This is a genomic window from Enterobacter sp. 01-M-02-SI-ECC (genome assembly GCF_047530595.1).
Lineage (GTDB): Bacteria > Pseudomonadota > Gammaproteobacteria > Enterobacterales > Enterobacteriaceae > Enterobacter > Enterobacter cloacae_M.
This window is the reverse complement of the sequence record NZ_JBLKCZ010000023.1, coordinates 1-21,885: the sequence shown is the minus strand read 5'-3', so window position 1 is coordinate 21,885 and position 21,885 is coordinate 1. Positions and strand designations below refer to the sequence as shown.

At 50.0% G+C, this 21,885-nt stretch carries 22 protein-coding genes and 1 pseudogene; 12 read left to right on the top strand and 11 right to left on the bottom strand.

Annotated features, from left to right (window positions below; all coding sequences use genetic code 11):
• Positions 1-76: 76 nt before the first annotated feature.
• The 10 genes from ACMWLG_RS21140 to ACMWLG_RS21095 form a co-directional block, all read right to left on the bottom strand.
• On the bottom strand, positions 77-715 hold the full coding sequence (locus ACMWLG_RS21140) for a vWA domain-containing protein (RefSeq protein WP_015062986.1): 639 nt from the start codon (positions 713-715) through the stop codon (positions 77-79).
• Complete coding sequence (locus ACMWLG_RS21135) at positions 715-1,356, bottom strand: TerD family protein (protein WP_032610462.1); 642 nt, start codon at positions 1,354-1,356, stop codon at positions 715-717. Before ACMWLG_RS21135 ends, ACMWLG_RS21140 begins: the two co-directional genes overlap by 1 nt.
• Positions 1,357-1,378: 22 nt before the next feature.
• Entirely contained in the window at positions 1,379-2,017 is a 639-nt protein-coding gene (locus ACMWLG_RS21130; protein WP_001388628.1) for a vWA domain-containing protein, read from the bottom strand.
• A gap of 463 nt (positions 2,018-2,480) precedes the next feature.
• Positions 2,481-2,948 carry a tellurium resistance protein TerW gene (gene terW, locus ACMWLG_RS21125; protein WP_001176767.1) on the bottom strand — a complete coding sequence of 156 codons (468 nt, stop codon included), beginning with the start codon at positions 2,946-2,948 and terminating at the stop codon, positions 2,481-2,483.
• 17 nt (positions 2,949-2,965) lie between these two features.
• Complete coding sequence (locus ACMWLG_RS21120; protein WP_000506888.1) at positions 2,966-4,174, bottom strand: DUF4236 domain-containing protein; 1,209 nt, start codon at positions 4,172-4,174, stop codon at positions 2,966-2,968.
• Between the two features lie 10 nt (positions 4,175-4,184).
• Positions 4,185-5,141 carry an HpcH/HpaI aldolase/citrate lyase family protein gene (locus tag ACMWLG_RS21115; protein ID WP_032610458.1) on the bottom strand — a complete coding sequence of 319 codons (957 nt, stop codon included), beginning with the start codon at positions 5,139-5,141 and terminating at the stop codon, positions 4,185-4,187.
• Complete coding sequence (locus ACMWLG_RS21110) at positions 5,141-6,220, bottom strand: cysteine protease StiP family protein (RefSeq protein ID WP_032610457.1); 1,080 nt, start codon at positions 6,218-6,220, stop codon at positions 5,141-5,143. The genes ACMWLG_RS21115 and ACMWLG_RS21110 overlap by 1 nt, the downstream gene beginning before the upstream one ends.
• Position 6,221: 1 nt before the next feature.
• Positions 6,222-6,995, bottom strand: coding sequence for a hypothetical protein (locus ACMWLG_RS21105; RefSeq protein ID WP_032610456.1), 774 nt, complete (start codon positions 6,993-6,995; stop codon positions 6,222-6,224).
• Positions 6,988-8,130: a phosphoribosyltransferase domain-containing protein gene (locus tag ACMWLG_RS21100; protein WP_032610455.1), complete on the bottom strand. Its 1,143-nt coding sequence runs from the start codon at positions 8,128-8,130 to the stop codon at positions 6,988-6,990. Before ACMWLG_RS21100 ends, ACMWLG_RS21105 begins: the two co-directional genes overlap by 8 nt.
• A 9-nt stretch (positions 8,131-8,139) precedes the next feature.
• A complete protein-coding gene (locus ACMWLG_RS21095) occupies positions 8,140-9,198 on the bottom strand; it encodes an ATP-grasp domain-containing protein (RefSeq protein ID WP_015062980.1) in 1,059 nt (352 codons plus the stop codon).
• Between the two features lie 322 nt (positions 9,199-9,520).
• Between ACMWLG_RS21095 and ACMWLG_RS21090 the strand changes: the two genes are divergently transcribed.
• From ACMWLG_RS21090 to ACMWLG_RS21055, 8 genes are all read left to right on the top strand, one after another.
• The gene (locus ACMWLG_RS21090; protein ID WP_015062979.1) at positions 9,521-10,102 is read left to right on the top strand and encodes a TerD family protein; all 582 of its coding nucleotides are present in this window, start codon (positions 9,521-9,523) and stop codon (positions 10,100-10,102) included.
• Complete coding sequence (locus ACMWLG_RS21085) at positions 10,102-11,259, top strand: TerD family protein (RefSeq protein WP_015062978.1); 1,158 nt, start codon at positions 10,102-10,104, stop codon at positions 11,257-11,259. Before ACMWLG_RS21090 ends, ACMWLG_RS21085 begins: the two co-directional genes overlap by 1 nt.
• A gap of 22 nt (positions 11,260-11,281) precedes the next feature.
• Positions 11,282-11,737, top strand: a complete 456-nt coding sequence (locus tag ACMWLG_RS21080) for a tellurite resistance TerB family protein (RefSeq protein ID WP_000007448.1) — start codon at positions 11,282-11,284, stop codon at positions 11,735-11,737.
• Between the two features lie 22 nt (positions 11,738-11,759).
• On the top strand, positions 11,760-12,800 hold the full coding sequence (gene terC / locus ACMWLG_RS21075) for a tellurium resistance membrane protein TerC (protein WP_000255079.1): 1,041 nt from the start codon (positions 11,760-11,762) through the stop codon (positions 12,798-12,800).
• Between the two features lie 48 nt (positions 12,801-12,848).
• A complete protein-coding gene (gene terD, locus ACMWLG_RS21070; RefSeq protein WP_015062976.1) occupies positions 12,849-13,427 on the top strand; it encodes a tellurium resistance membrane protein TerD in 579 nt (192 codons plus the stop codon).
• Between the two features lie 69 nt (positions 13,428-13,496).
• Positions 13,497-14,072, top strand: coding sequence for a TerD family protein (locus ACMWLG_RS21065; protein ID WP_015062975.1), 576 nt, complete (start codon positions 13,497-13,499; stop codon positions 14,070-14,072).
• A gap of 58 nt (positions 14,073-14,130) precedes the next feature.
• Positions 14,131-14,781 carry a hypothetical protein gene (locus ACMWLG_RS21060; protein WP_032610453.1) on the top strand — a complete coding sequence of 217 codons (651 nt, stop codon included), beginning with the start codon at positions 14,131-14,133 and terminating at the stop codon, positions 14,779-14,781.
• A gap of 15 nt (positions 14,782-14,796) precedes the next feature.
• The gene (locus ACMWLG_RS21055; protein WP_032610451.1) at positions 14,797-16,038 is read left to right on the top strand and encodes a vWA domain-containing protein; all 1,242 of its coding nucleotides are present in this window, start codon (positions 14,797-14,799) and stop codon (positions 16,036-16,038) included.
• A 147-nt stretch (positions 16,039-16,185) separates the two neighbouring features.
• On the opposite strand, the gene ACMWLG_RS21050 is transcribed toward ACMWLG_RS21055, so the two are convergent.
• Positions 16,186-16,866 (bottom strand): HAD family hydrolase, encoded by a 681-nt coding sequence (locus ACMWLG_RS21050; RefSeq protein WP_032610522.1) that lies wholly within the window; start codon positions 16,864-16,866, stop codon positions 16,186-16,188.
• Between the two features lie 313 nt (positions 16,867-17,179).
• Between ACMWLG_RS21050 and ACMWLG_RS21045 the strand changes: the two genes are divergently transcribed.
• From ACMWLG_RS21045 to ACMWLG_RS21030, 4 genes and pseudogenes are all read left to right on the top strand, one after another.
• Positions 17,180-17,809 (top strand): hypothetical protein, encoded by a 630-nt coding sequence (locus tag ACMWLG_RS21045; protein ID WP_032610449.1) that lies wholly within the window; start codon positions 17,180-17,182, stop codon positions 17,807-17,809.
• An 82-nt stretch (positions 17,810-17,891) separates the two neighbouring features.
• Positions 17,892-18,311: a hypothetical protein gene (locus tag ACMWLG_RS21040; RefSeq protein WP_015062971.1), complete on the top strand. Its 420-nt coding sequence runs from the start codon at positions 17,892-17,894 to the stop codon at positions 18,309-18,311.
• A gap of 273 nt (positions 18,312-18,584) precedes the next feature.
• Positions 18,585-21,722 (top strand): hypothetical protein, encoded by a 3,138-nt coding sequence (locus tag ACMWLG_RS21035; RefSeq protein WP_259409758.1) that lies wholly within the window; start codon positions 18,585-18,587, stop codon positions 21,720-21,722.
• 75 nt (positions 21,723-21,797) lie between these two features.
• A pseudogene (locus ACMWLG_RS21030) lies at positions 21,798-21,885 on the top strand (tpnC protein); the annotation flags it as partial.

The window sequence follows — 21,885 nt, the reverse complement described above, 5'->3', positions numbered from 1 at the left end:
ACGGCTGGTAACAGTCAGCAGAAAACGGTTCTGTAAAGGAAGGCGTTTGCCGGGTAAAGCAGCACCTTCCTGTCTGTCAGAGCACCAGCTGTATTTCTGGTGGAGGAGGTGGGAGGGTATCTGTTCCGGCATTGATCCCCGCGCTTGTGCTACCGGAAGAAACGCTGGCCGAAACCCATTTAAAGAAACCTGCAAAAGCGGTTGAGTCGAGAGTCTCCAGAGACACAACCTTATCAGTGAGCTGTTTTAAATGCTCGTGGCCTGCTTTAGGACCTACCGCACAGGCAATGATGGAGCCAAATCCCCGGCCACGAATAGCTTTTACCGCTTCACCGTACGCCATGGCATCAGAAGGCGTACCATCAGTCATCAGGAATACCAGGGGACGCCAGTCTCCTTTTGTATCACCATCTGAGCGACGCACATCCCGGTCTACACACTGCATCAGACATTCAAGGGCAGCGCCGGTGAACGTCCCGCCAGCGCTTGGCACAACGATGTCAGAAAACTGGAAGTCTTCCAGCGGCGTGAGAGGAATAAACTCACGCGCCTCATTGTCATAGGTGATAATGGAGACATGGACACTTTCGAGGGCGTATGGATCCTGGCGGAGTGCGTTTAGCATCGCCTGAATTCCAACGTTAACGGAATGGATGGACTCACCGCGCATTGAACCGGAGGTGTCGATAACAAGGTAAACAGGCAGGCGACGCATCAGATGTAATTCCTCAGGTGTGAGACAAACGAATCTGATTCTGAAGGCTCACCAATTGCCTTGAGTTTCCAGCCTGTAGGTTCGCGTATCAGCTCGGCAAAGACCATGGAGCGCTGGCTGGCAAAGGCGGGTCCGCCAGAAAGATCGAATCGTGCCATTTCAATATTACGGGCATCTACTGCCCGGATGAAGGCATTCTGAACTTTACCAAAGTGCTGCTGGAGCTTTTCACCATTGTAGATCTGAACGATGAACACAATTTTCTCGTACTGAGCGTCAAGGGAATTCAGGCGCACAATAATTTGCTCATCGTCACCGTCACCGGCTCCGGTTCGGTTATCGCCTGTCAGCCAGATATTGCCTGACTTATGGCGAAGGCTGTTGAAAAAGATGATATCGCCATTCACAAGCGTTGGTTTACCATTTTCCACATTGCCGAGATCGGTCACCTTTCCGGCTGAATTACACAGGAAAGCGATCACATCAAGGTCGTATTCTTCTTCTTTTTTACCAAAGATCCCGCCGAGGAAACCTTTCTTTTCCTCATTAATATCCCAACCCAGGCCGATAGTAACGGACGAGAGATCGTATTCATTTTTTTTCAGGCTTACGCCCTGGCCTTTGCTCAGACTGACAGACATGACATCCCCTTAATTAATAAAATTATAAGACCACATTTACTTCTGGCGGCGGCGGTGGCAGGTCTTCAAGACCGATCACTTCTTTTTTGCTGGACTCCACTTTCTGACTGCCTACCGAAATGCTCGCACTGACCCATTTAAAGAAAGCTTTAATCGTCGAACTGTCAGCTGTATCGAGCTGAACCACGATTTCAGTGATTTCTTTGAGGACGCTGGTATCGGCATCATGCCCGGCTGCACATGCCACAACAACGCCGGTTCTGGCGGCTTTAAAGTCATTCAGGCCTTTACGCCAGTCATCATTCGGACTTCCATCCGTCATCAGGAATACTAGGGGACGCCAGTCACCTTTAGTGTCAGCCGTCGTTTTCTGTACTTCTTTGGCAATGGAGCTGGCCGTCAGGGTAAGCGCTTCGCCAAGAGACGTGGTGCCGCTGGCTGTTAGTGCTGGCATCTGGAAACTCAGGAGGTCTGTCAGGGGGACTGCCTGTCGGGCTGAAGAATCAAAGGTGATCACTGACACGTAAGCCGTTTCGAGTGCATACGGATCCTGTTTCAGCGTGGTAAGCAGCGTCTGAACGCCATTCTTAACCGCTTCGATAGGCTCTCCGTGCATAGAGCCGGACGTGTCGAGTAGCAGATATACGGGTAAGCGTCTCAAATGTAATTCCTTCTTAAGAGATCGGAAGAGGAGAGTAGTTTCAGGAAGAGGCCAGAGTTTGTAGATTTGATAAAACGGCACGACATCTGTCGGGTGGAGATTAAATACTCAGAAGCGGCATTAAAGAAATAAGTTAACCACCATTGAATTACCGACATGTGAATGGCCTCTTATCAGAGAAAAAAATTCAGACCGTACTGGAATATAAGATTTCTGAAAAAAACTCCGGCAAAAATAAACTTTCTTATGTATGAAAATCATCATACATCACAGATCTGCATGAATGGAGTGTAAATCGCCCAAAGATTGATGTGTAGCACAAGAGGATGTCAAGACACCAGGTTTTGTAGGCAGAAAGGCGCTGCTGACATTGCGGGAGGAGAATAGATCAAAACTCCGTCACGCAGATACAGAGGTGAAATATGACAAAACCGGGGTTTTCACCCCGGTCTGAGATTTAGCGTCAGGACTTTTTAGCGCTGTATTCTTTTATCAGTTCATCAACGGAGTGCAGAGCCAGCTTCTCTACCGCTTCACTTCGGGTCGAGCCACTCAGCGCAGCCAGACGGTCAATTTTTCTTAAAATCCGCATGCGTAGCGATAATGACACGGCTGTTTTTTTATCCTTATCGAGTACGACCTTCCCTGTGGACTCACCGGTTTTCAGTTCAGCATTCTGTGCGAGCGCTTCATTCATCCGGCGAAGGGTCTTTTTATCCAGCTGGCCCGGATTAACGAGATGGTATGAATGACCTGCCTTGCTGTATTTGATCTCCGCAGAATATGACTCGCGTAGCTCTTTGAGTGCCCGGGTTAATGTCGGCTCTGAGCATTCCAGACTGGTTATAATGTCGGCAGCGGAAACGGGCTTGCCGGTGCCCAGTAAGTTGGCAAGCTTAAAAATCCGGGCCTGTCTGGTATTTAATTGCATCGTAAGATTTAGCCTGCTTAAAGGGTTAGTGGTTCAATAGGCTGAAAAATGAAGGTACTGCTCATCTTTCGAATAACCGGTTGATCGCCTAACGCTTCAACCGGATCAATGTGTTCTAAGCCTGCAAAATTTACTGACGACATCTGGCTGCGACTGCATTTGCAGGACAGGATATACTCATCCTCCAGATAGCCGGTCCGCTTACTGACCCGTTGCGTAAAGCCTGACACAATCACGTTGTCGAACGGTAGCGTATGTAAAACGATACCGACCAGGCGGAACAAGCAGCCATGGACGTGGCGGGCATAGTTTTCGCGTACGGCTTTTTGCGTCATGGCTTTTTCCGTCAGCTCCGTGCCCCGGGCATTAACGCCGTAAATCTTATCAGGGAAATCTTCAATCTCAGCTAAATCAACATCCAGCAGGACTGCTGATAGCTCCGGCTTTACTTCAAATGCAACAAGCGTTTCACGCGGCCATTCAGTTTCTGCCAGCACACCCGCCAGGTATGATTCGAAAAACGCGGCGTCTGTCCGGAACTGCTGCCGGGCATCTGCCTGAGCCGTGGCGAGCCGTTTTTCATGTTCTTCAGCCTCAAACTTCCAGTTTGCATACTGTTCGGCCCAGGCCGTCCGTTGTTGCTGGTACCGGTGCTGTCGAAGGGTATTCTCACGCTCCACATCAATCAGCTCCTGCTGCCACCGGCGAAGATTTTCGGCGTGGCGCTCAGCTTTAGCTGATTCCGATTCAAACCATTTACCCAGAAAACTAATGCCTTCGCTCTCGGCAGGCTTTTCCGGCAATGCAAGATAGTCTGGCTTTTCTGGACGCACCGGTGCCGGAACCTGAAAAGGCGACGTTCTGTTATGCAGGTATACTGCTTCCAGCTCTGCCCAGCTGATGCCTGTTTTAGGATCCGGCGTCAGCTCGTGAATATTACGGATTGCGGTCACCGCTGACATGAGATCAGCGGCTTCCTGCTCAAGCGCCTGTCTGAGCCCCGGGTCGGTAGCCGTCCGGTTCCCACCTCCGGAACGCGCGGCCCGGTCAAGCCGGGTACGGTAACTCAGCCCGGTACCGGGCAAGCCCAGATTGGCATAGGTCCCCCGGCTTCCAAAAGAAACGGAAGCACCTCTCGGCCCGACACTCAGGCTCGGTGCACCGTTACTCAGGTTGAGGCGAACACCAGGAATAATGTTGATCGACTTTCTGAACCTGAACCCCATTATGATTTCCTTAATGATGCTGGGTCACGGTAAGTAATCTGATTCCATCAGCGCTTTGCTCGTTCTGTAACCCATAAAAACGAGCTCTGTCCAGAATGCCAGCCGCCCAGCGGCGATGTGTGGCGGGTTCACACATTGCTCCCTGCGACTTAAACACGGCCTGGGTAGAGTTCAGGATCCGCAGAGCGTCAGAATGCTCACCCTGAGTGACCATCAGCGCGTTTTGAATGACCTCTATCTGACCCGGGTGAATGGCCGTTTTCCCAACAAGCCCATGTGCCATATCAAGAGCCAGCTCTCTGGCCATTACGGCATGATCGTCAATATGCTCACATACGGGCGCGGTCAGGGCAAAATCACGCGGGCCGAAGACCGAAACGAGCATTTTGATGACGTAGCCCATCGGGCTGTCATACAGCGTCAGGTCCCGGGGACGGCGAAGCGACACAACGTTCATAAGATCGTTGCCGCCGATTCGAAGCGCAATAATGCGGTCGTGGCAGGGATGTTCCACCAGACGGGTGGCCAGCTCCCGCATCTGAGCCACGTCAAAGACGTCTTCTGTTTCCAGCGTTGGCATCATGCACAGGTGAGTCCCGCCCATGATATCCCACCATTCAGCTAACGAACTGAGGGTAAATTTCGGCAACACAAACCCGTCGACAGCGGAAAGATCATAATGCGCTTTTAACCATCTGCCCATGTCGGCATGCCGGGGGCGAATGAACACCAGAGGCCAGTCATTTTTACCCAGGCTACGCATGCTGTTACTGAGCTCGTGCAGCAGGTGCTCCAGATTTATGAGGGCGATGGGGATGTCTGCTTCACTGACAGCATCCTCAAGGCAAATTACCAGAGAGCGCAAACCCGGGATTTTCCCATGCAGGACGGCATCAGCAATATCTTCCCGTGTTGCAGGCATGTATAGCGTGGCTCCCAGATTCCAGGGAGAAAGACGATTTTTCATCAGAGTACCTTCTTGATAATGGTTACAGCCCGATACTGGCCGAGGGTTCCCCCCATTTCTGTAACAACTATTCCCTTTTCACGAGCAAGCCCTACAAGCAAGGCAACGTCCGGGTCGTCAATAGAACGCACAAATATATGGTCCGGTACCCGACGCAATACAGCCCGGGTTGCTTCAGCAATACCGGGTTTAATACGATTGACGCTGTCCACTTTAAATTCATCGGCCAGGAACGCGATAACGTCGCGACTTGTCTGCCATAAGATCCGGGCTGACTCCGTATTCCAGCTCAGGGGAGCGAGGGATGTCGGTGTTAACTTCTTACGGAAATGAGCGACGGTATCGACAAGCATCCGGCTGCATTCGAATTCACTGAGATGCTCGCAAACCATGCACCCATGTAATCCTTCAGAGGACCATACTGACCGGGAGATCAGGCCTGATACCGGCGCACCCATGATGCCAAAAGGAATGAGCCAGTCATCATCACTGGCAGCAAGCCAGGAGCAGCCACAGGGATCCGCCAGGACAACCAGTCGCGGCTGCTCAGGATAGCCCGGGCGATCTTTCAGTGCGCGTACAAGCTCTCCGGTAATTGCACCTTTACCTGTCCATCCGTCAACAAACACAATACCGCTGGTACCGTGTCGCTCTTCAATGACGTCAAGTGCTGTACTGTCAATTCCGCGATCCCGGATGATACTGATGCCGTAATGCCATGAGGTTTTCCCCATATCACGCAGGGTCTGGTGCAGCATAACGCCGAGGGGCACACCTGCCCTGACAAGACTGGCCAGAACGATGGGCTCATCACCGAAGCGTTCGACCAGAGCAATAGCGAGCTGCGTGACTTCTTTTGCAAGCCGGTCTGCCCCCCGATCCAGCGCCCGGTGAAACAAATCAAGATGCCATTGTGTGGGTGCTGGCTCCTGGCTGAGCATGTCCGAATAATGTTTCTTTCCGGACTGAATCAGCTCTTCTTTTTGCTCAACCGGCGTCATCTCAATGACTACCGGCTTTAGCAGAAACTCCACGTCACCGGGCTGGTATGAGCCAGCGAATGTTTCATGTGGCTGCATTTTATTCTTCTCCAAAAATTCGCTGTGAAATGGCCTCTGCAAACTGACTCTGTCGCGGAATGCCAAACCAGCTGCACAGTTTCATAAAACGGTGATCGCTCAGGCTGTCACCCAGACCTATTACGGGGAAAACCCCGCGCTCAGCGCGAAGCTTTTCGAGCAGCCAACTGACAGCTCGCCCCTTCTCAACCGGCGTGGGGAGCCAGGCTACGTTATTACTGTTTCGATGGATGTAGAAACCTTCCGTTGAGAACACCTTTTCAATTTCATCAGCAATAGCAGTGAGCTCATCGAGGCGTGTGCTGTCCCGGTGTTTCATCACCATATAAACCGGAGTTTCATCATATTCATAGTTAAGCCTTGCCCAGGCCTTGATCCCCTTTGCGTCCATCATTTCAGTGATCAGACGTTGCATAGACTCTAACCTTTCCTGGTAGGGCGCTAACTGGTCGAGCATAAGGGCCTTCCATTCCTCGTCGGGCGTTCCCTCTGGCGTTAGAATGACGGCCCCATGCGTGGTGATTGCCCAGGAGCGGAAAGGGATCCTGACGCGGCTGATTTCTTCAGTTCCCCGAGCGGTAACAGGAATGAGTTCAGCCTGCTCAAGGAGCCAGTCCACCAGCATGGACTGTTCTTCTGTCATAAAACTTCGTGGATTCAGGGTGCGATCAACGGCACCGGTACGAAATGGCTCCAGGGCCAGCTCGTCTACCATTTTACGACGGGTCTGAAAGAGCGTGTCGTCAAGGTCGCTCAGAACAACGGGTTTATTCATAGGTAACAATCTCCACGACGGGCGCAACCTCAGCCAGCGCCTTAAGAAGCTGCGCGTCAATACTTTCTGCGGGTGTCTCAGTACACACAAGAATGCGGTCAAACTGCTGGTGGGCGACGTTATAGACAAAATTGGGGATGCCCAGCCCGTAGTTATCCGTAAAGGAAATGGCGGACTCAATGGCATAACCAACGGCGATAGGGGAGCGGGTGGTCGAACCGTAAAATGCCTTTGCCCCGGCAGCTTCGAGCCGTTCTGCAAGCAGGAACGGCTCCCAGACGAATTCCCCTGTCCCGAGAACCAGAACACGCTCCCCTTTGCGGACGGAAACCTCATGGCCGAGATCGGCCGCAGGTGCGAGCATCCCCAGTCGACCCCATGACTGTTTCCCCTGGATGTCCCATTCTCCGCGTGAAGTTACGTTGACTTTCGGCATGTCCGGGACCGGTGCATCTGGTAATGTGGTCCATCCCCACTGACCGCTTACAAGAGAAACAGAAGTGACGGGTAAGGTGCTGCGCTCGGACAAGGCTTTGCCACTCCAGTCGGTAAGCGTAACGGCGATAACCTGTTCAATATGTTGAAGCTTGCCGGTATTACGCAGGGCAGAAAGCAGGTTAATAAAGGTATTACCGGTGGTTGCCTCGTCATCAATCAAAACCAGCGTTCGCGCGTTGGTAACACGACGTCTTTTCTCTTCATCATCTGGCAGATAGATCAGATGATCAGTGGCGTGGCTGTGTTCTTCCTTGAACTCGCAAAGCAACGTGCCATCAACCGGGTGACGGGTAGAGGTCAGATATACAGATTCACGATGCTGGTGGCGCACTTCATCAAACACACCGGCCCCAAGCCCAACGGCGGTTTCAGCCATACCGATAAAGAGTACGGGCCCTGTCAGCGTTGCGGGGAACTGGCTGGCAAGCTGTCTATAGGCCTGCCGCATGACTGAGGGTGGCACGGGAATGTGTCTGCCGAGTACTTTGCTGACAAACAGAAAGGCGCGTTTCGGGTTACGTCTTTCAGCGATATCAAACAGGTCATCGAGCGAAACTTCACCCTGGTCGCGGGTTACCTGAATCGTACCGCATGAGAGGGTACGGCGATAAATCATATCTTCGAGGATGTCAGACATAAATACGCCTTAATTCAGAAGGTTAGAGAGTGATTCCGGGTATGCAATTACATCCGTAATGGATCTCACCGCAACCGGAGAAAAGGTGTTTTTAGCGCTCTGGCGCACCATATCTTCAGACATCAGACCGAGCTTAAAGGCAGCAAATAACCCAGGAAGGTTCACCCCGCTGTGAAGGGTATAACCCACCCCCCCTGACGGACGCATGTTGGTTTCAAGCAGCACCGGGTTGCCATTCACATCGTTTCGCGTCTGAACATTCACCAGCCCGTCGGCCTTCATAACACGGGCGCAGTCACACGCCAGTTCCCAGGCGCTTCCTTCGTTTACCAGATACTGGATAGCCCCTTCCTTACGGCGTCCCACGGCTGCGAGTATTTCGCCCTTATCCGCGAGGATATCGACGGAAAATTCCGGGCCTGGCAGGTACGGCATCAAAACAAGGGGTTTAAACGACTCAGCAGCTGATGCTGCTGCAATATACTGTTGCGGACTGACCAGACGATGTTCGGGATGATTAAAGACGGCCATAGGCGAAGCACTGTCATCAAAGCGCCAGAATCCCATGCCATAGATACCCGTCACCGGCTTCACGCATACCGGGCTGTCAGTGAACGGCGGGGCCGCGAGGTGTGTCTTTAATTCTGCCAGCGTATTCACCCGCCAGGATGGTACGACCGGGAGACCCTTTTGCTCCATAAACTGAGCAAAAGTAACTTTTTCGTCAGCCAGAGTTAACCAGTCGACGCCCGTTGCACCGGTAGTAAGGGTGGCACCGGTCGATTCAATGGCTGAACGGTGTTCTTCAAACCACTGGCTGTTACGGCCAGTATGAATATGGTGGATGCCGTAGGTCTGAATGGTTTCCTGAATAAACTGGAGACGTTTTTGAGGATCTTCAGGTTCAGTCAAAGAATAATCGGCAACGGAAAGGATTTCATTTCTTTCGTTACGGTGGGAGGCAAAAACGGTAATGGCAAAATTATTTTTTTGTGCAAATGATTTTACCCCCTGAATAATATCTCGCTGGGAGGACAAACCTTCCATAAACCAAATTTTTTTGTTCATTTTTTTTAATTATCCGGAACGCCATGCAAATTTATGATTGAGAAGTGAGTCTATGAGTGTCTACGCAACATGTCAATCATAATATGATTAATAACTCCTGAGGTTATGGAGTGTGCCAGTGTTTTTGTGTTCCCTGTTAAAGTATTGATATTTAATACAAGTCTAGAGATAAGGACATCCTAAAAAGGATTTCATTTTGTGTTTTTACAGAAAACTACCAAAATTTCCCTTGTCAGAGAACTTCATCATGATATGATTTTCTTCGTCAGTTAATAAACAACCCTTTGATTGTCTCGGTCATTACCATTTTAAGGAATAAAACATGGTTTCATTAAGTAAGAACCAGACGGTATCACTCAGCAAAGAATCTTCAGCATTAAGCCAGCTTCAATTCGGCCTCGGTTGGGATCCGATTAAGAAAAAAGGTTTTCTTGGCGGACTGTTAGGTGGCAACGACTCAATCGATCTCGATGCTGGCTGCGTATTAATGGACAGCACTGGTAAAACAATTGACACCATCTGGTTCCGCAAACTGGAATCCACCTGCAAAGCTGTTGTGCACAGTGGCGATAACCTGACCGGTGAGGGTGACGGCGACGATGAAGTGATTAAGGTCAACCTCTCCCGTCTGCCTGCAAACGTTGAATACCTGGCGTTTACGGTTAACAGCTTCCGTGGTCAGTCGTTCAATGACGTCGAAAACGCATTCTGCCGCGTGGTCGATCAAACCGGCAAAGAGCTGGCTCGCTACAAGCTGACTGAGCAGGGCTCACATACCGGGATCGTTATTTCTTCGCTGCGTCGTAATAACGGCAACTGGGACTTTACCGCCCTTGGCCATGCCTGTCGCGGCCGCACAATTGACGATATGCACTCCGATATCGTTTCAGCGGTTATTCGCTAATGAACCTGACGCCGGGGGGCAATGCCCCCGTTCCAGCCCAGGAGTTGCGGGTCCGGATCACCTCGGGCGGTCAGGTGGATGCTTCGGCGTTTCGCCTGTATGCCGACGGGAAGGTGCAGGGTGATGCGGACATGGTGTTCTATGGTCAGCCACGCAACGATGATGGTACCGTCAGCCTGGTCAGTGAAGGCCAGTACTCAACTTTTACTGTCGCGCTCAACCGGCTGAAATCTGATGTCCAGAAAATTGCGTTCACAGTGACCTGTGACGGTGGGCAGACGGTGTCCGGTCTTCGTAATCTTTCCATCGACGTGGAGCAGGGGGCTACCGGCCTGGTTAGCGGCATTGTCGAACTGAGCGGCCGTCAGGAAGCAGCCTTAATTCTGGGTGAGTTTTACCGTCGTAATAATGACTGGAAATTCCGCTTCGTTGCACAGGGGTTCAACGGTGGTCTTAAACCGCTGGCAGAGCATTTCGGCGTAAATATTGCCGACGAACCTGCTCCCGCCGCCCCGACCCCTCCGGTTGCAACCCCTCCGCCAGCTGAGACAAAAATCAGCCTGAGTAAGGTATCTCTGACAAAAGAGAAGCCAGCAATCAGCCTGACCAAACGGGATAACTTCGGTGAAATCCGGATCAACCTGAACTGGCACCGGGGCAGCGGCAAATCGGGTTTCGCAGGCATGTTCGGCTCCAAAGGAATCGACCTGGATCTTGGGGCATTTGTTGAGCTTCAGGACGGGTATAAATCGGTCATTCAGGCGCTGGGTAATGCATTCGGTAATTATCGCGATGAGCCTTATGTTCAGCTCAAGGGCGATGACCGGACGGGTGATGTATCAGACGGCGAGTGGCTGCATATCAATGGCCGGGAATGGAAGCATATCCGTGAAGTGCTGATTTACGCCTTTATTTATGAAGGTATTCCCAGCTGGGACAAGACTGATGGTGTGGTCACCATTCATGTGCCGGATCAGCCTCCCATTGAGACCCGCCTCACCGAAGGTGAAAACCGTCGCACATTGTGCGCCATTGCCAGACTCGTAAATGAAAACGGCGCGATTAAAGTCGAGCGTATCAACCAGTACTTCAAAGGCCAGGACGAAATGGACCGGGCATTTGGCTGGGGATTTCGCTGGAGCGCCGGTTCTAAATAACACAGCAACAAAGGAAACAGGTATGAGCTTTTTCGACAAGGTAAAAGGTGCCATAAACTCTGGCCGGGACGAACTGACCCGCCAGGTTGGTCGTTTCAAAAACAAAAAATTTATGCACGGCACCGTTGCTGTATGTGCCCGTATTGCCGTATCGAGTGACGGCGTGAGTTCGGAAGAAAAGCAGAAAATGATGGGCTTTCTTCGGTCTTCAGAAGAGCTGAAGGTCTTCGATACCAATGAGGTGATCGAGTTCTTCAATAAACTGGTTTCAAGCTTCGATTTCGATGTTGAAATCGGCAAGGGCGAAACCATGAAATACATCCTGGCGCTGAAAGATCAGCCTGAGGCCGCTCAGCTGGCCTTACGTGTTGGTATTGCCGTTGCGAAAAGTGACGGTAACTTCGATCAGGACGAGAAACTGGCCTCCCGCGAGATCGCTATCGCGTTGGGCTTCGACCCGGCTGAATTTGGCCTCTGATCCACATCCCTAAGGGTAAAATATGGTTTCCACACACATCGGCTTCCCGACTGAAACGGTCATTGTTTTCATTGCGCTTTCAGTCGGTGCCATCTTTATTGACCTGTTTATGCACCGTGATGACAAGCCCATTTCCCTGAAGAGTGCGGCGCTCTGGTCCGTATTCTGGGTTGTGGTTGCGATGGCATTTGCCGGTTTCCTCTACATCCACCACGGTGCTGAGGTTGCCAGCCTGTTTGTAACGGGTTATGCGCTGGAGAAAGTGCTGTCGGTCGACAACCTGTTTGTCATGATGGCCATCTTCTCCTGGTTCGCCGTTCCTGATCGTTACCGCCACCGTGTTCTCTACTGGGGGATCATTGGTGCCATCGTCTTCAGGGGCATCTTTGTCGCCATCGGTACGAGCCTGCTGAGTCTGGGGCCGTATGTTGAAGTTGTCTTCGCTATCATCGTCGCCTGGACGGCGGTCATGATGCTTAAAAGCGGTGATGACGATGATGAAATTGAGGATTATTCCCAGCATCTGGCTTACCGCATGGTTAAACGCTTCTTCCCTATCTGGCCGAAGCTCAGAGGTCATGCTTTCCTGCTTAACCAGAAGGAAGTGGATGCCGAACTGGCGAAACCAGAAAACAGCGATGTCACCATTGGCCGTGGTAAAAAGGCGGCGCTGTATGCGACCCCTCTGTTCCTGTGTGTGGCCGTGGTTGAACTATCGGATGTTATGTTTGCGTTTGACTCGGTACCGGCAATCATTGCCGTCAGTCGTGAACCGCTTATCGTCTATAGTGCCATGATGTTTGCTATCCTGGGCCTGCGTACTCTGTACTTTGTCCTTGAAGCACTGAAACAGTACCTGGTTCATCTGGAGAAGGCCGTTATCGTGCTGCTGTTCTTCATCGCGGCAAAACTGGGCCTGAATGCGACCGATCACATTTGGCATCATGGTTACAGCATCGCGGCCACAACCAGCCTGTATGTTGTACTGGGTGTTCTGGCGCTGGGCATTCTCGCAAGCGTCATGTTCCCGGGCAAACCTGAATCTGAGGAAAAGGGGAGCTGATCCCCTGAAGTGTTAACCTGAACAATTACTAATCGAAGAGGTTATTTTATGAGTGTTTCTCTTTCCAAAGGCGGGAACGTCTCCCTGAGTAAAGCAGCTCCGTCAATGAAAAACGTCCTGGTGGGCCTTGGCTGGGATGCGCGTTCAACAGACGGTCAGGACTTTGACCTGGATGCTTCAGCTTTCCTGCTGGCCGCAAATGGCAAAGTGCGCGGCGATTCAGATTTCATCTTCTATAACAACCTGACGTCATCGGACGGTTCCGTAACGCACACCGGCGATAATCGCACCGGTGAGGGCGATGGTGATGATGAATCGCTGAAAATTAAACTGGACGCCGTCCCGTCTGAAGTTGACAAGATCATTTTCGTTGTGACTATCCACGATGCTCAGGCTCGTCGCCAGAGCTTTGGTCAGGTATCCGGTGCGTTTATTCGCCTGGTAAATGACGATAACCAGACTGAAGTTGCTCGCTACGATCTGACCGAAGATGCGTCCACTGAAACCGCCATGCTGTTTGGCGAGCTGTATCGTCACAATGGTGAGTGGAAATTCCGCGCAGTAGGCCAGGGTTATGCTGGTGGTCTGGCATCTGTATGTGCTCAGTACGGTATTAACGCGTCCTGATCGAAAAGTTACTTTTCTTATCCGGGGCTGTTTATTCAGCCCTAATTCAACTGTTTGCAGGAGCTTAAAATGGCAGTTTCTCTCGTAAAAGGCGGCAACGTATCTCTGACCAAAGAAGCACCAACCATGAATGTCGCTATGGTTGGCCTGGGCTGGGATGCCCGTGTAACCGACGGTCAGGGTTTTGACCTGGACGCTTCCGTATTTGCAGTAGGCGAAGACGGTAAAGTGCTGTCAGATGCCCATTTCATTTTCTTCAATAACAAAACCAGTCCTGATGGCGCGGTAGAGCACCAGGGTGACAACCGTACCGGTGAAGGCGACGGCGACGATGAGCAGGTCAAAATCGATCTGACCAAAGTCTCAGCAGACATCAAAAAACTGGTGTTTGCCGTTACCATCTATGATGCAGAAGCGCGTAAACAAAACTTCGGCATGGTGAGCAACAGCTTCATGCGCGTGTACAACAACGACAACGGCGCGGAAATTGCTCGTTTCGATCTGTCTGAAGACGCCTCAACCGAAACTGCAATGGTCTTTGGCGAACTGTACCGCCATGGCGCTGAATGGAAGTTTAAAGCTGTCGGCCAGGGCTTTGCTGGCGGGTTATCTGCACTGGCAACCCAGCACGGCGTGAATATTTAATAATAAAAATAAACTCAACCCCGGTGCTGTCACCGGGGTTTTTTATAGGTGTTAGCACATGGCAAAGAAAAAAGATGATGGTTCAGCAGTAATACTACTTTTTATTGTGGCTTTTTTTGTGTTCCTGCCGTTTCTGATATTCGGGATGTTTTTCTACCGAAAGCTAAAAAGAAAATATTCAGCTATCCCCAACATTCAACGTGTATATGATATTGGCGTCATTTTTAAAACGTTAAGTGCCTCTATCGCAGTTATTGTGGTTTCAGCAGTGCTCGTTCTGCAACTCAGTGCGCTTCCCGTCAAATTTGTATCGCCAGAAATATCACATTATATAGCAAGAGTTATGTTCGTTCTCTATCCACTTGTAATGATCTGGCCAATGAAAAAAATGGCGGAACGCATCGCCATAGAATATTTCGGTATAATTTTTAACGACAATGACAGAACGATAATTCTTCCAGCAGATTTAGGCAATATGGGATTGGGTGACTGGCTTCGTCTCAAGTTTCTGAGCAGGATGGGTGAGCAAGACAGCATTGAGATTCGAAAAATATCGAATATCACACGCGAGAAAGGTGTCAACTTCTATATCCATGGTGATTTCGGATCCCGACGCATCAACTTTTCGAACAAGCAAAAGCGCGATGAGTGTATTTCAGCACTTCAGGCCAGAACCCGGGTAAAGGGTGGCAGAGACTACGGTTACTAAACAAGGAACAGAGTCATGCAATTACAGTCAGGTCAAAATATCCTTCTATCTTCATCATCAGTCACTCTTAATTTGCGATACCCGGTACGTCCCGGTTTTAACGGCGAACCCGACACCTGCGTTTTCATGCTCAACGCACAAGGTAAGGTGAGCGGTGATAACGATTTCATCTTTTTCAATAACCTGAGTTCACCGGAGGGGGCTTTAAAACTGACGGCAGGGACGCAGCAATCAAGCGTACATATTGATCTTAACCGCGTTTCCTCGGCTGTTCAGAAAATCGCCATAACCCTCGTGATAGACGGAAGCGATACTATTACAGGCTTGCAGAATCTGAATTTGCAGGCCTCCGGTATTGCATCGTTTGATCCCGAAACAGCAGGGCGCAGCGAGAAAGCTATTATCGTGGCGGAGGTGTATCGCCATAACGGCAGTTGGAAGCTACGGGCGCTTGGCCTCGGTTTCAACGGTGGGCTTGAGCCCCTGGCGATGAGTTATGGTGTTGATGTTGCACAGACAGCTCCGCAGCCAGCACAACCTGCTCGTATCAGTCTGGAAAAGAAGCTCGAAACAAAATCTCCGCGACTTATAAGTCTCGCTAAAAAGGCCTCAGTCAGCCTCACTAAAAATAAACTGGAAACCCTGGAGGCAGCAGTTGCGTTTGTTCTTGACGCGTCCGGCTCAATGAGTGGCCAGTTCAGTAAGGGTAACGTTCAGTCCGTGCTGGATCGCATCGCCGTCCTTGCCGCCCAGTTCGATGACGATGGCGAAATGGATGTCTGGGGCTTTGGAGAGAAGCATAAGAAGTATCCAAATGTCACTCTGGATAACCTTGACGATTACATTCAGACCATTCGTGGATCCGGAAAGCGTTCAGCCTGGGAAAATTTGCCGGGGCTTGGTGGGACTAACAATGAACCACCGGTAATGGAAGAAATTGTCGACTACTTCAAAGACTCAAAAATCCCGGTTTACATAGTGTTTATTACCGATGGCGGGATAAGCAAGACCGGAGCAATTAAGAATGCTATCCGGCGCTCAGCCAACTTCCCGATCTTCTGGAAATTTGTCGGCCTCGGTGGATCTAGCTACGGAATCCTGAAAAACCTGGATGATTTTACAGACCGCCGCGTTGATAACACCCATTTCTTTGCAATGGATGACTTCGGCTCTATCAGCGATGAAAAATTATACGATAACTTACTGGAAGAATTTAGACCGTGGATAGATGAAACAAAAAGGTTAAATATCCTTTAGCTTGCTTCCTGATAAAGCTTAATTAGAGGGCTCTGGCGAGAGACCCAGCCAGCTGGGTCTTAAAGGTATCAACGGCCAAACACTGGTCATGGACAACTGTGAAAGCTAGCCCCGGTATATTATTTAAAACGTTCATGTTGTGCGATTTTAGACCCTGAACGACTCCTTTTTTAAGCGGTGTATAAAAGCTTTTTTTCTGTCCCAACGAGGATGGAAGTGCCGCCAGTGGGCATCTTTGGCGGCTGCCAGCAATTCATAATCGCCCCGAGTGTCCCCCCAGGCTCGAAGATGATACTGATCTAATGGTCCGTAAATAGACTCCAGCCGGTTAATTTTCTGTATGCAACGACAATTGTGCCCTGTAATGCGCCCGGTCAGGATACCATTAACGCTTTCCAGCTCTGTACCGATGAGCTTGATCCCCAGTCGTTCAGCAAACGGAGCAAGTACAAGCCTCGGTGAGGCTGAGCAGAGTGTCACCTCAACATTGTTAGAAACTTCCGTTGCCACGGCCAATAGGCCTGATGCTCTCATCAGACGCCCCCAATAAAGGTTGCAATAGGCTTCAGCTTTCTCCTTGACCCACTTTTCCTCGATACCAGTGAGAAACGTTGATATTAAAATTTCTTTGAGTTCATCACGAGTTAGTTTGCGACTCAAACACCGCAGGGTAGGAAGAGCGAGTTTAACCAACCGGCGGGTGAAGACACTGTTACCGAAGGCAAAGCGCAAAAAGGGGATAAAGCTGTCATGTCGGGTAAGAGTTCCATCAAAGTCGAAAACGGAAAGAACCTTTATTTCTGCACGAAATGAATTATCCACAAGCAGCCCTTTTTGAATTAGATAAATTTTCCATATTTTATCATCTGACGAGGGTGACTCAAAGCATGTCAGAATTGGATTGGACCATGAAGATCTCGCAGTCTTACACTGCATCTTGTTATCCATGCCGTGGTCAACTAATTGTGGCCCACAACCTGGCTGTTCGTGGAACAGTTGTTCTGATTCATTTGGCGTTTAGCAACTGTTCTCTCTGGCGCTGCATTTAGGAAAGATATAATGGCGCTAAGCCATATTTTATGTAAGGGTATGATATGGTTCAGCGGATTTTCATTCACGATACTGACAACAGGATTTACCTATGACTATCGATACCGACGATTTCGATCCGGTAGATGTAGATGTAGAGGTTGCAGAGGCGTTAGAGAAGCACATGGCACAGTTACGGGACCTGGAAGCATACTGGCCGTACAGCACGACAGCCGTTATTGATTGTTTTTTTGACCAGGCTACCCGGGCAACTCACGCTGAATTGTGGTTGGCTGCCTGTACAACTTTCCTGAACGGGATTGAAACCTCACTGAGGGTGACGCTTGAACTGATGGAGTCACAGGCGCATTCGCAGCCAGCCGCAACGCTGGTGGATTTAAGTGATATGGCCACACTCAGTAATGCCCTAATGAGAAGGGCGCACATGGCTGGTATGCCGGTGACGCTGCTGGCGTTTCCCGAGGAGCAGGATCTGCTGACCAAGATTGCTGAAGGTGCCCCGAAAAGGCCCTATGCGGAAATCGTGAGGGTTCGTCACAATTTATGTCACGGGAACATCCTGGAGCACATCATCACTGTGAGTGACGATTTGGGGGAGCCAGTCCGGTTATTCACACCTGAATGTATGCGTGTCCTGGCAGAGACGATGTCGGCAATCTCGAAACAATGGGTTGCAGGCATGCATCAATATTGGCGTGATAACAATTTATCTATGCCTTGAAAATTCCGGCCGGATTCTGTTCCCGGCGTCAGTTTAACGCCGGGATGAAATAATTATGATCCACAACCAGAAATAGCTGTTTATGGTTGAGAAAATATTGTGGTATAAAAATTATGTTTTTAACTTGGTGATAGTCATGGAGAAACAAATGAAAATTAAATGCATCGTATTGGCAGGAATATTTTCACTGGTATTTTCTGTTCATGCCAGCGAAACACAGAATAAAAAAAGTGATCCAGTACCTGTCTTTGGGCACGCAACAGCTGTTTCAAAAATGTGTGGTGAACTTCTCGGAGAAACTAATCCAGTTAAGATGAGAGATGGGGCTACTAAGATACTAAACGAGACTCTTAGAAGATTACCTGATGCCGAAGTGTCAGATGAAGGGAAAAATGTAATCGAGGCATTTGTTACTCGATCAAGATCCCCGTCTGACATACCTTCTCGCTGTGAAACCAGTGTTAACGAGAGATACTGGGAAATCGTTCAGTCCAAAAAATGATCTGACGTTGGTTGACTGTAAAAAAACATTTCGCCCGTTAAGCTTCTGTCTCTAAAATATATGACTTAATGGGCTATTCAACTCCTTCCTATGTAATATATGAAGTCATTCCCCGATGATTTAATTAACGAAGGTTTAATCCACATGTTCAAAACTGATAAATTGGACAGGCTCAATTTTAATTATTTTACCTCTTCCCGTACTTCAGGTTATTTGGCTGACAATCCAATCTGGTATGATGCTTATAACAAACAAATTCGGAGGGTATAGTGAATGGGTGGCCTGGTCAGCAAAACTAACATTGATCGCCTTGAACGTTTTCATTCTCTGCTGGCGGGGCAATACTGGTCCGCCCTCGTCGATATTCCGGCAGAGGCGATTGCGGCCGGGGATACACTCCTCATCAACTCGTTGCGGTACGTGGATGACAATCTGCATACCGTCATCCTTCGTGCCCACCCTCGGCACTACGGGGAATGGGTAAACGTTGAAGTCGTTGCTGAGAACGGCTCAAAATCAACGAAAGACAAGAAACTGAATGAACATCGGTTTCTGACGGCCGATTTTCTCGCCTTGTTTGAATATCAGCCCGACCATGAATCGATCCGTCAGTCAGAGCTCAAAGGCATTCAGGACGAGGTTGCTGACCTGCAAATGCGTCTCACCGAAACACTGAAAAATCCCTCAGATCTCCGGGAACTGGCTATGAAAAGGATCGAAGACGAAGAGGCCAGTAAAAGGGGGGGCGAGTCAGACGACAGAATGCTTCCGGTCGTCAGAAATGCAGAAGATGCCGCAGTTACCATGGCGCTGGGTACGGTGCAGAATGCCCTTTCTCAGGGAATTTCCGAAGCTCAGGTTTCTCTGATGGCGAAAGTCGCGGAACGGGAAGGGAAGATTGCCGGTGCCGTAGCTAACATTATTACGTCGCGTACCGGTGCTATTACCCGGGCGCTGGAGAAAATGCATCCGTATTATGCGGAGCTGGCCGCTGCCAAGTTGGCCGGAACGCAGGAGGGCATTGAGCAGGCTAACAAAATTCAGGCCGGTGTTCTCACGCTGGAATTATTCGTCGGCAAAAACGTGACGGTAGTCGATATTGCTGAAGGCGAGCCAGCTGACAGCAGCATTCCGCTGACGCTGTGTCAGAAGAAGCTCGTAGTGGATGAGGAACTTTCAGCCTGGTGTGACATCGACGAACACTTTGATTTCAGGAGTCTTTCCGCATTCCACAAGGCGCTAAAAGATAACCCTGGGCTGGTGGAGCAAATTTTTCCGACTGAGCGATGTGTACTCGTCATGGTAACCACCCGCAGATTTATTGACTATGGTGATACCTGGGCGAATTCAGAATACAATGAAAAGAACAGCATCGTGTTTCTGATGGTCCGCAACGGGCAAAACATCAAACAAATCTATTCCCCGGTGGAAAGCCATCTTGGAGCATCACGGTTATTTCCGTCTGAAGATGAGCAGCAGGGCCACTTTCGTGGGTTTGACGGTACCACCATCAAATTTGAAGATGTGGCCTATACCGATCGTCTCAAATCCCATGACCTGATGGCTCTGCATTACCGACGTCTGCTTATCATGCTGTTTGGTCTTGACCAGCGGCTGGCTCTCTTTGGTCAGTTCTATCCCAAGCATGAAAAGGCTAATTTCCTGAATCTGAGCTTCCAGGAGCGGTACTTCCATTTTCTGCACGATGAAGACGGCACAGGGCTGCTGGCATCACCAGACTCGCAGACGCTCGATGAATTTATTAGTGAAAAAAACTCCTATATGCAACCGGGCTCGCGGCTGCTCTGCAACTGGCGTGAGCTTATGACCCCCAGAACAGCACCTGGTGCCGTCAAAGAGGACAGCAGCTATTCAGGGTACTCCTTCATCGCTGAACCAGAGAATAATGTCTCTGCTGCGGTTGTGTATCGTCAGGGAGATAGTCTGGCAGTTGATGTGGCGGTGAAGCGCTACAGAACAGATAAGATGTTTAACTGTAAGGTAAACGTTTCTGGCTACAGGCCGTGGCGCCGGGGAGAAGCAGAGCTTGCATATCTGTGCCTGGATGCAGTGGGCCCGGAGGAACTGAACCGTTTTATCCAGCAGCGCAAATTCCGGAGTAACCACCTTTTTTACATTCGATTTTTTAAGGCCGCAATCAAATTCCTGGAGCAGGAACGTGAAAGAGAATTGCCGCACCGGCAATATCTGCTGACTGCAATGCAGGATTCGGGGTTGCGCCTGCCGGTGAACATTCATGAACTGATTCATCAGTGCATTGCTTCATGGAAGACCGGTAACCGTGGCGTTTCGCTTGATGATGGAATGCGTTTCGAAAAAGGGCGCCAGGCCCTGCTGAATCAACTTTACAGGCTCACTCAGGGTGCAAGCGAAATGGCATCGGTCATTCAGGAGCAGGTAACTGCGTCCGGATCGCAACTGCTTCGGGCCGGGGTCAACTCGTCAGGGAATTACGTCGCGTTTATCGCGCCTAAACCCTATGAGTGTGATAACAGACTTGAAGCTCATGCGTGGGTCCATCGTGTTGTCTATGCAACCGGAAAACGAAACATTCGGGAAACCAGCAGATCCTGGGTCTCTATGCCGGAGCGTTCGGCATCCGAAATTACCCTTTGGGAAGATGAGGAGCAGTCTAGGAAATGGTACTCCATGAAACCGGTATTCAGTTCGTGGGCCGAAAAACAAAAGCTATTTGAAATGTGCGAAAAAGGTGCGGAATTACTGAAAGGGGCCATGGGCAAGTCGGGACATGAGGAATATAGCGATCTTTTTGAGATGTGGGGAGATGCTTATATTGCATGCAACTCCAACTCTGGCGCGGAATACGTAACAACCCCGGATATGTTCCTCCCGGTTGGCTTGATTAAGTCACGAAACTCATTACAGCTAATTGCATTAGGGACATGCTCAACGGAGCAATGGATGTATGCCCGGGCAGGGGATGATGACACACGGGAGCTGTTGCTGGAGTTGTATACCAGTTGGTATGAATGCCCGGATAAAGCGCGAGCAAGGGTCCTGTCGATGGCAGAGAAAAACTCAGGTCTGAGGTTTGTGTTGCTTGAAGGAAAGGCAAAGAAACTGGAGCGGTTTGTTGTCAAACGGCCAGAAGAGATTGTTAACTGGCATGCCGGTGATTTAAAGGAATTCCCGACAATGCTGAATGATCAATGGGCATGTCACATGGCAATGGTCAGTCGGAATGATAAAGTTTATCTGACGCCGGATTTGCTGGATGATGATGGCCTACCAAATTTTAATGAAGTCACAAGGCAGGAGCCCGGAGACGGTTATCAACCCGTCAATGTCTATGAATTTGAGAGTGATTATTTTAACGCGATCTATGATGCAGACGGTAAGAAAGTGGTACTTTGTGATGTAGCCCCCTGAAACACCAGACAGTAGCTGTATCTCCAGATAAGAGATAGGCTTGAATATATGTCTAACACTAACACCAATTTTGAGATGACCGGGATCCTGTTAGGGCAAGAAGTCCGTAAACGTAAAACTCCTCAGGAGAAGATCGCCATTATCCAGCAGACGATGGAGCCGG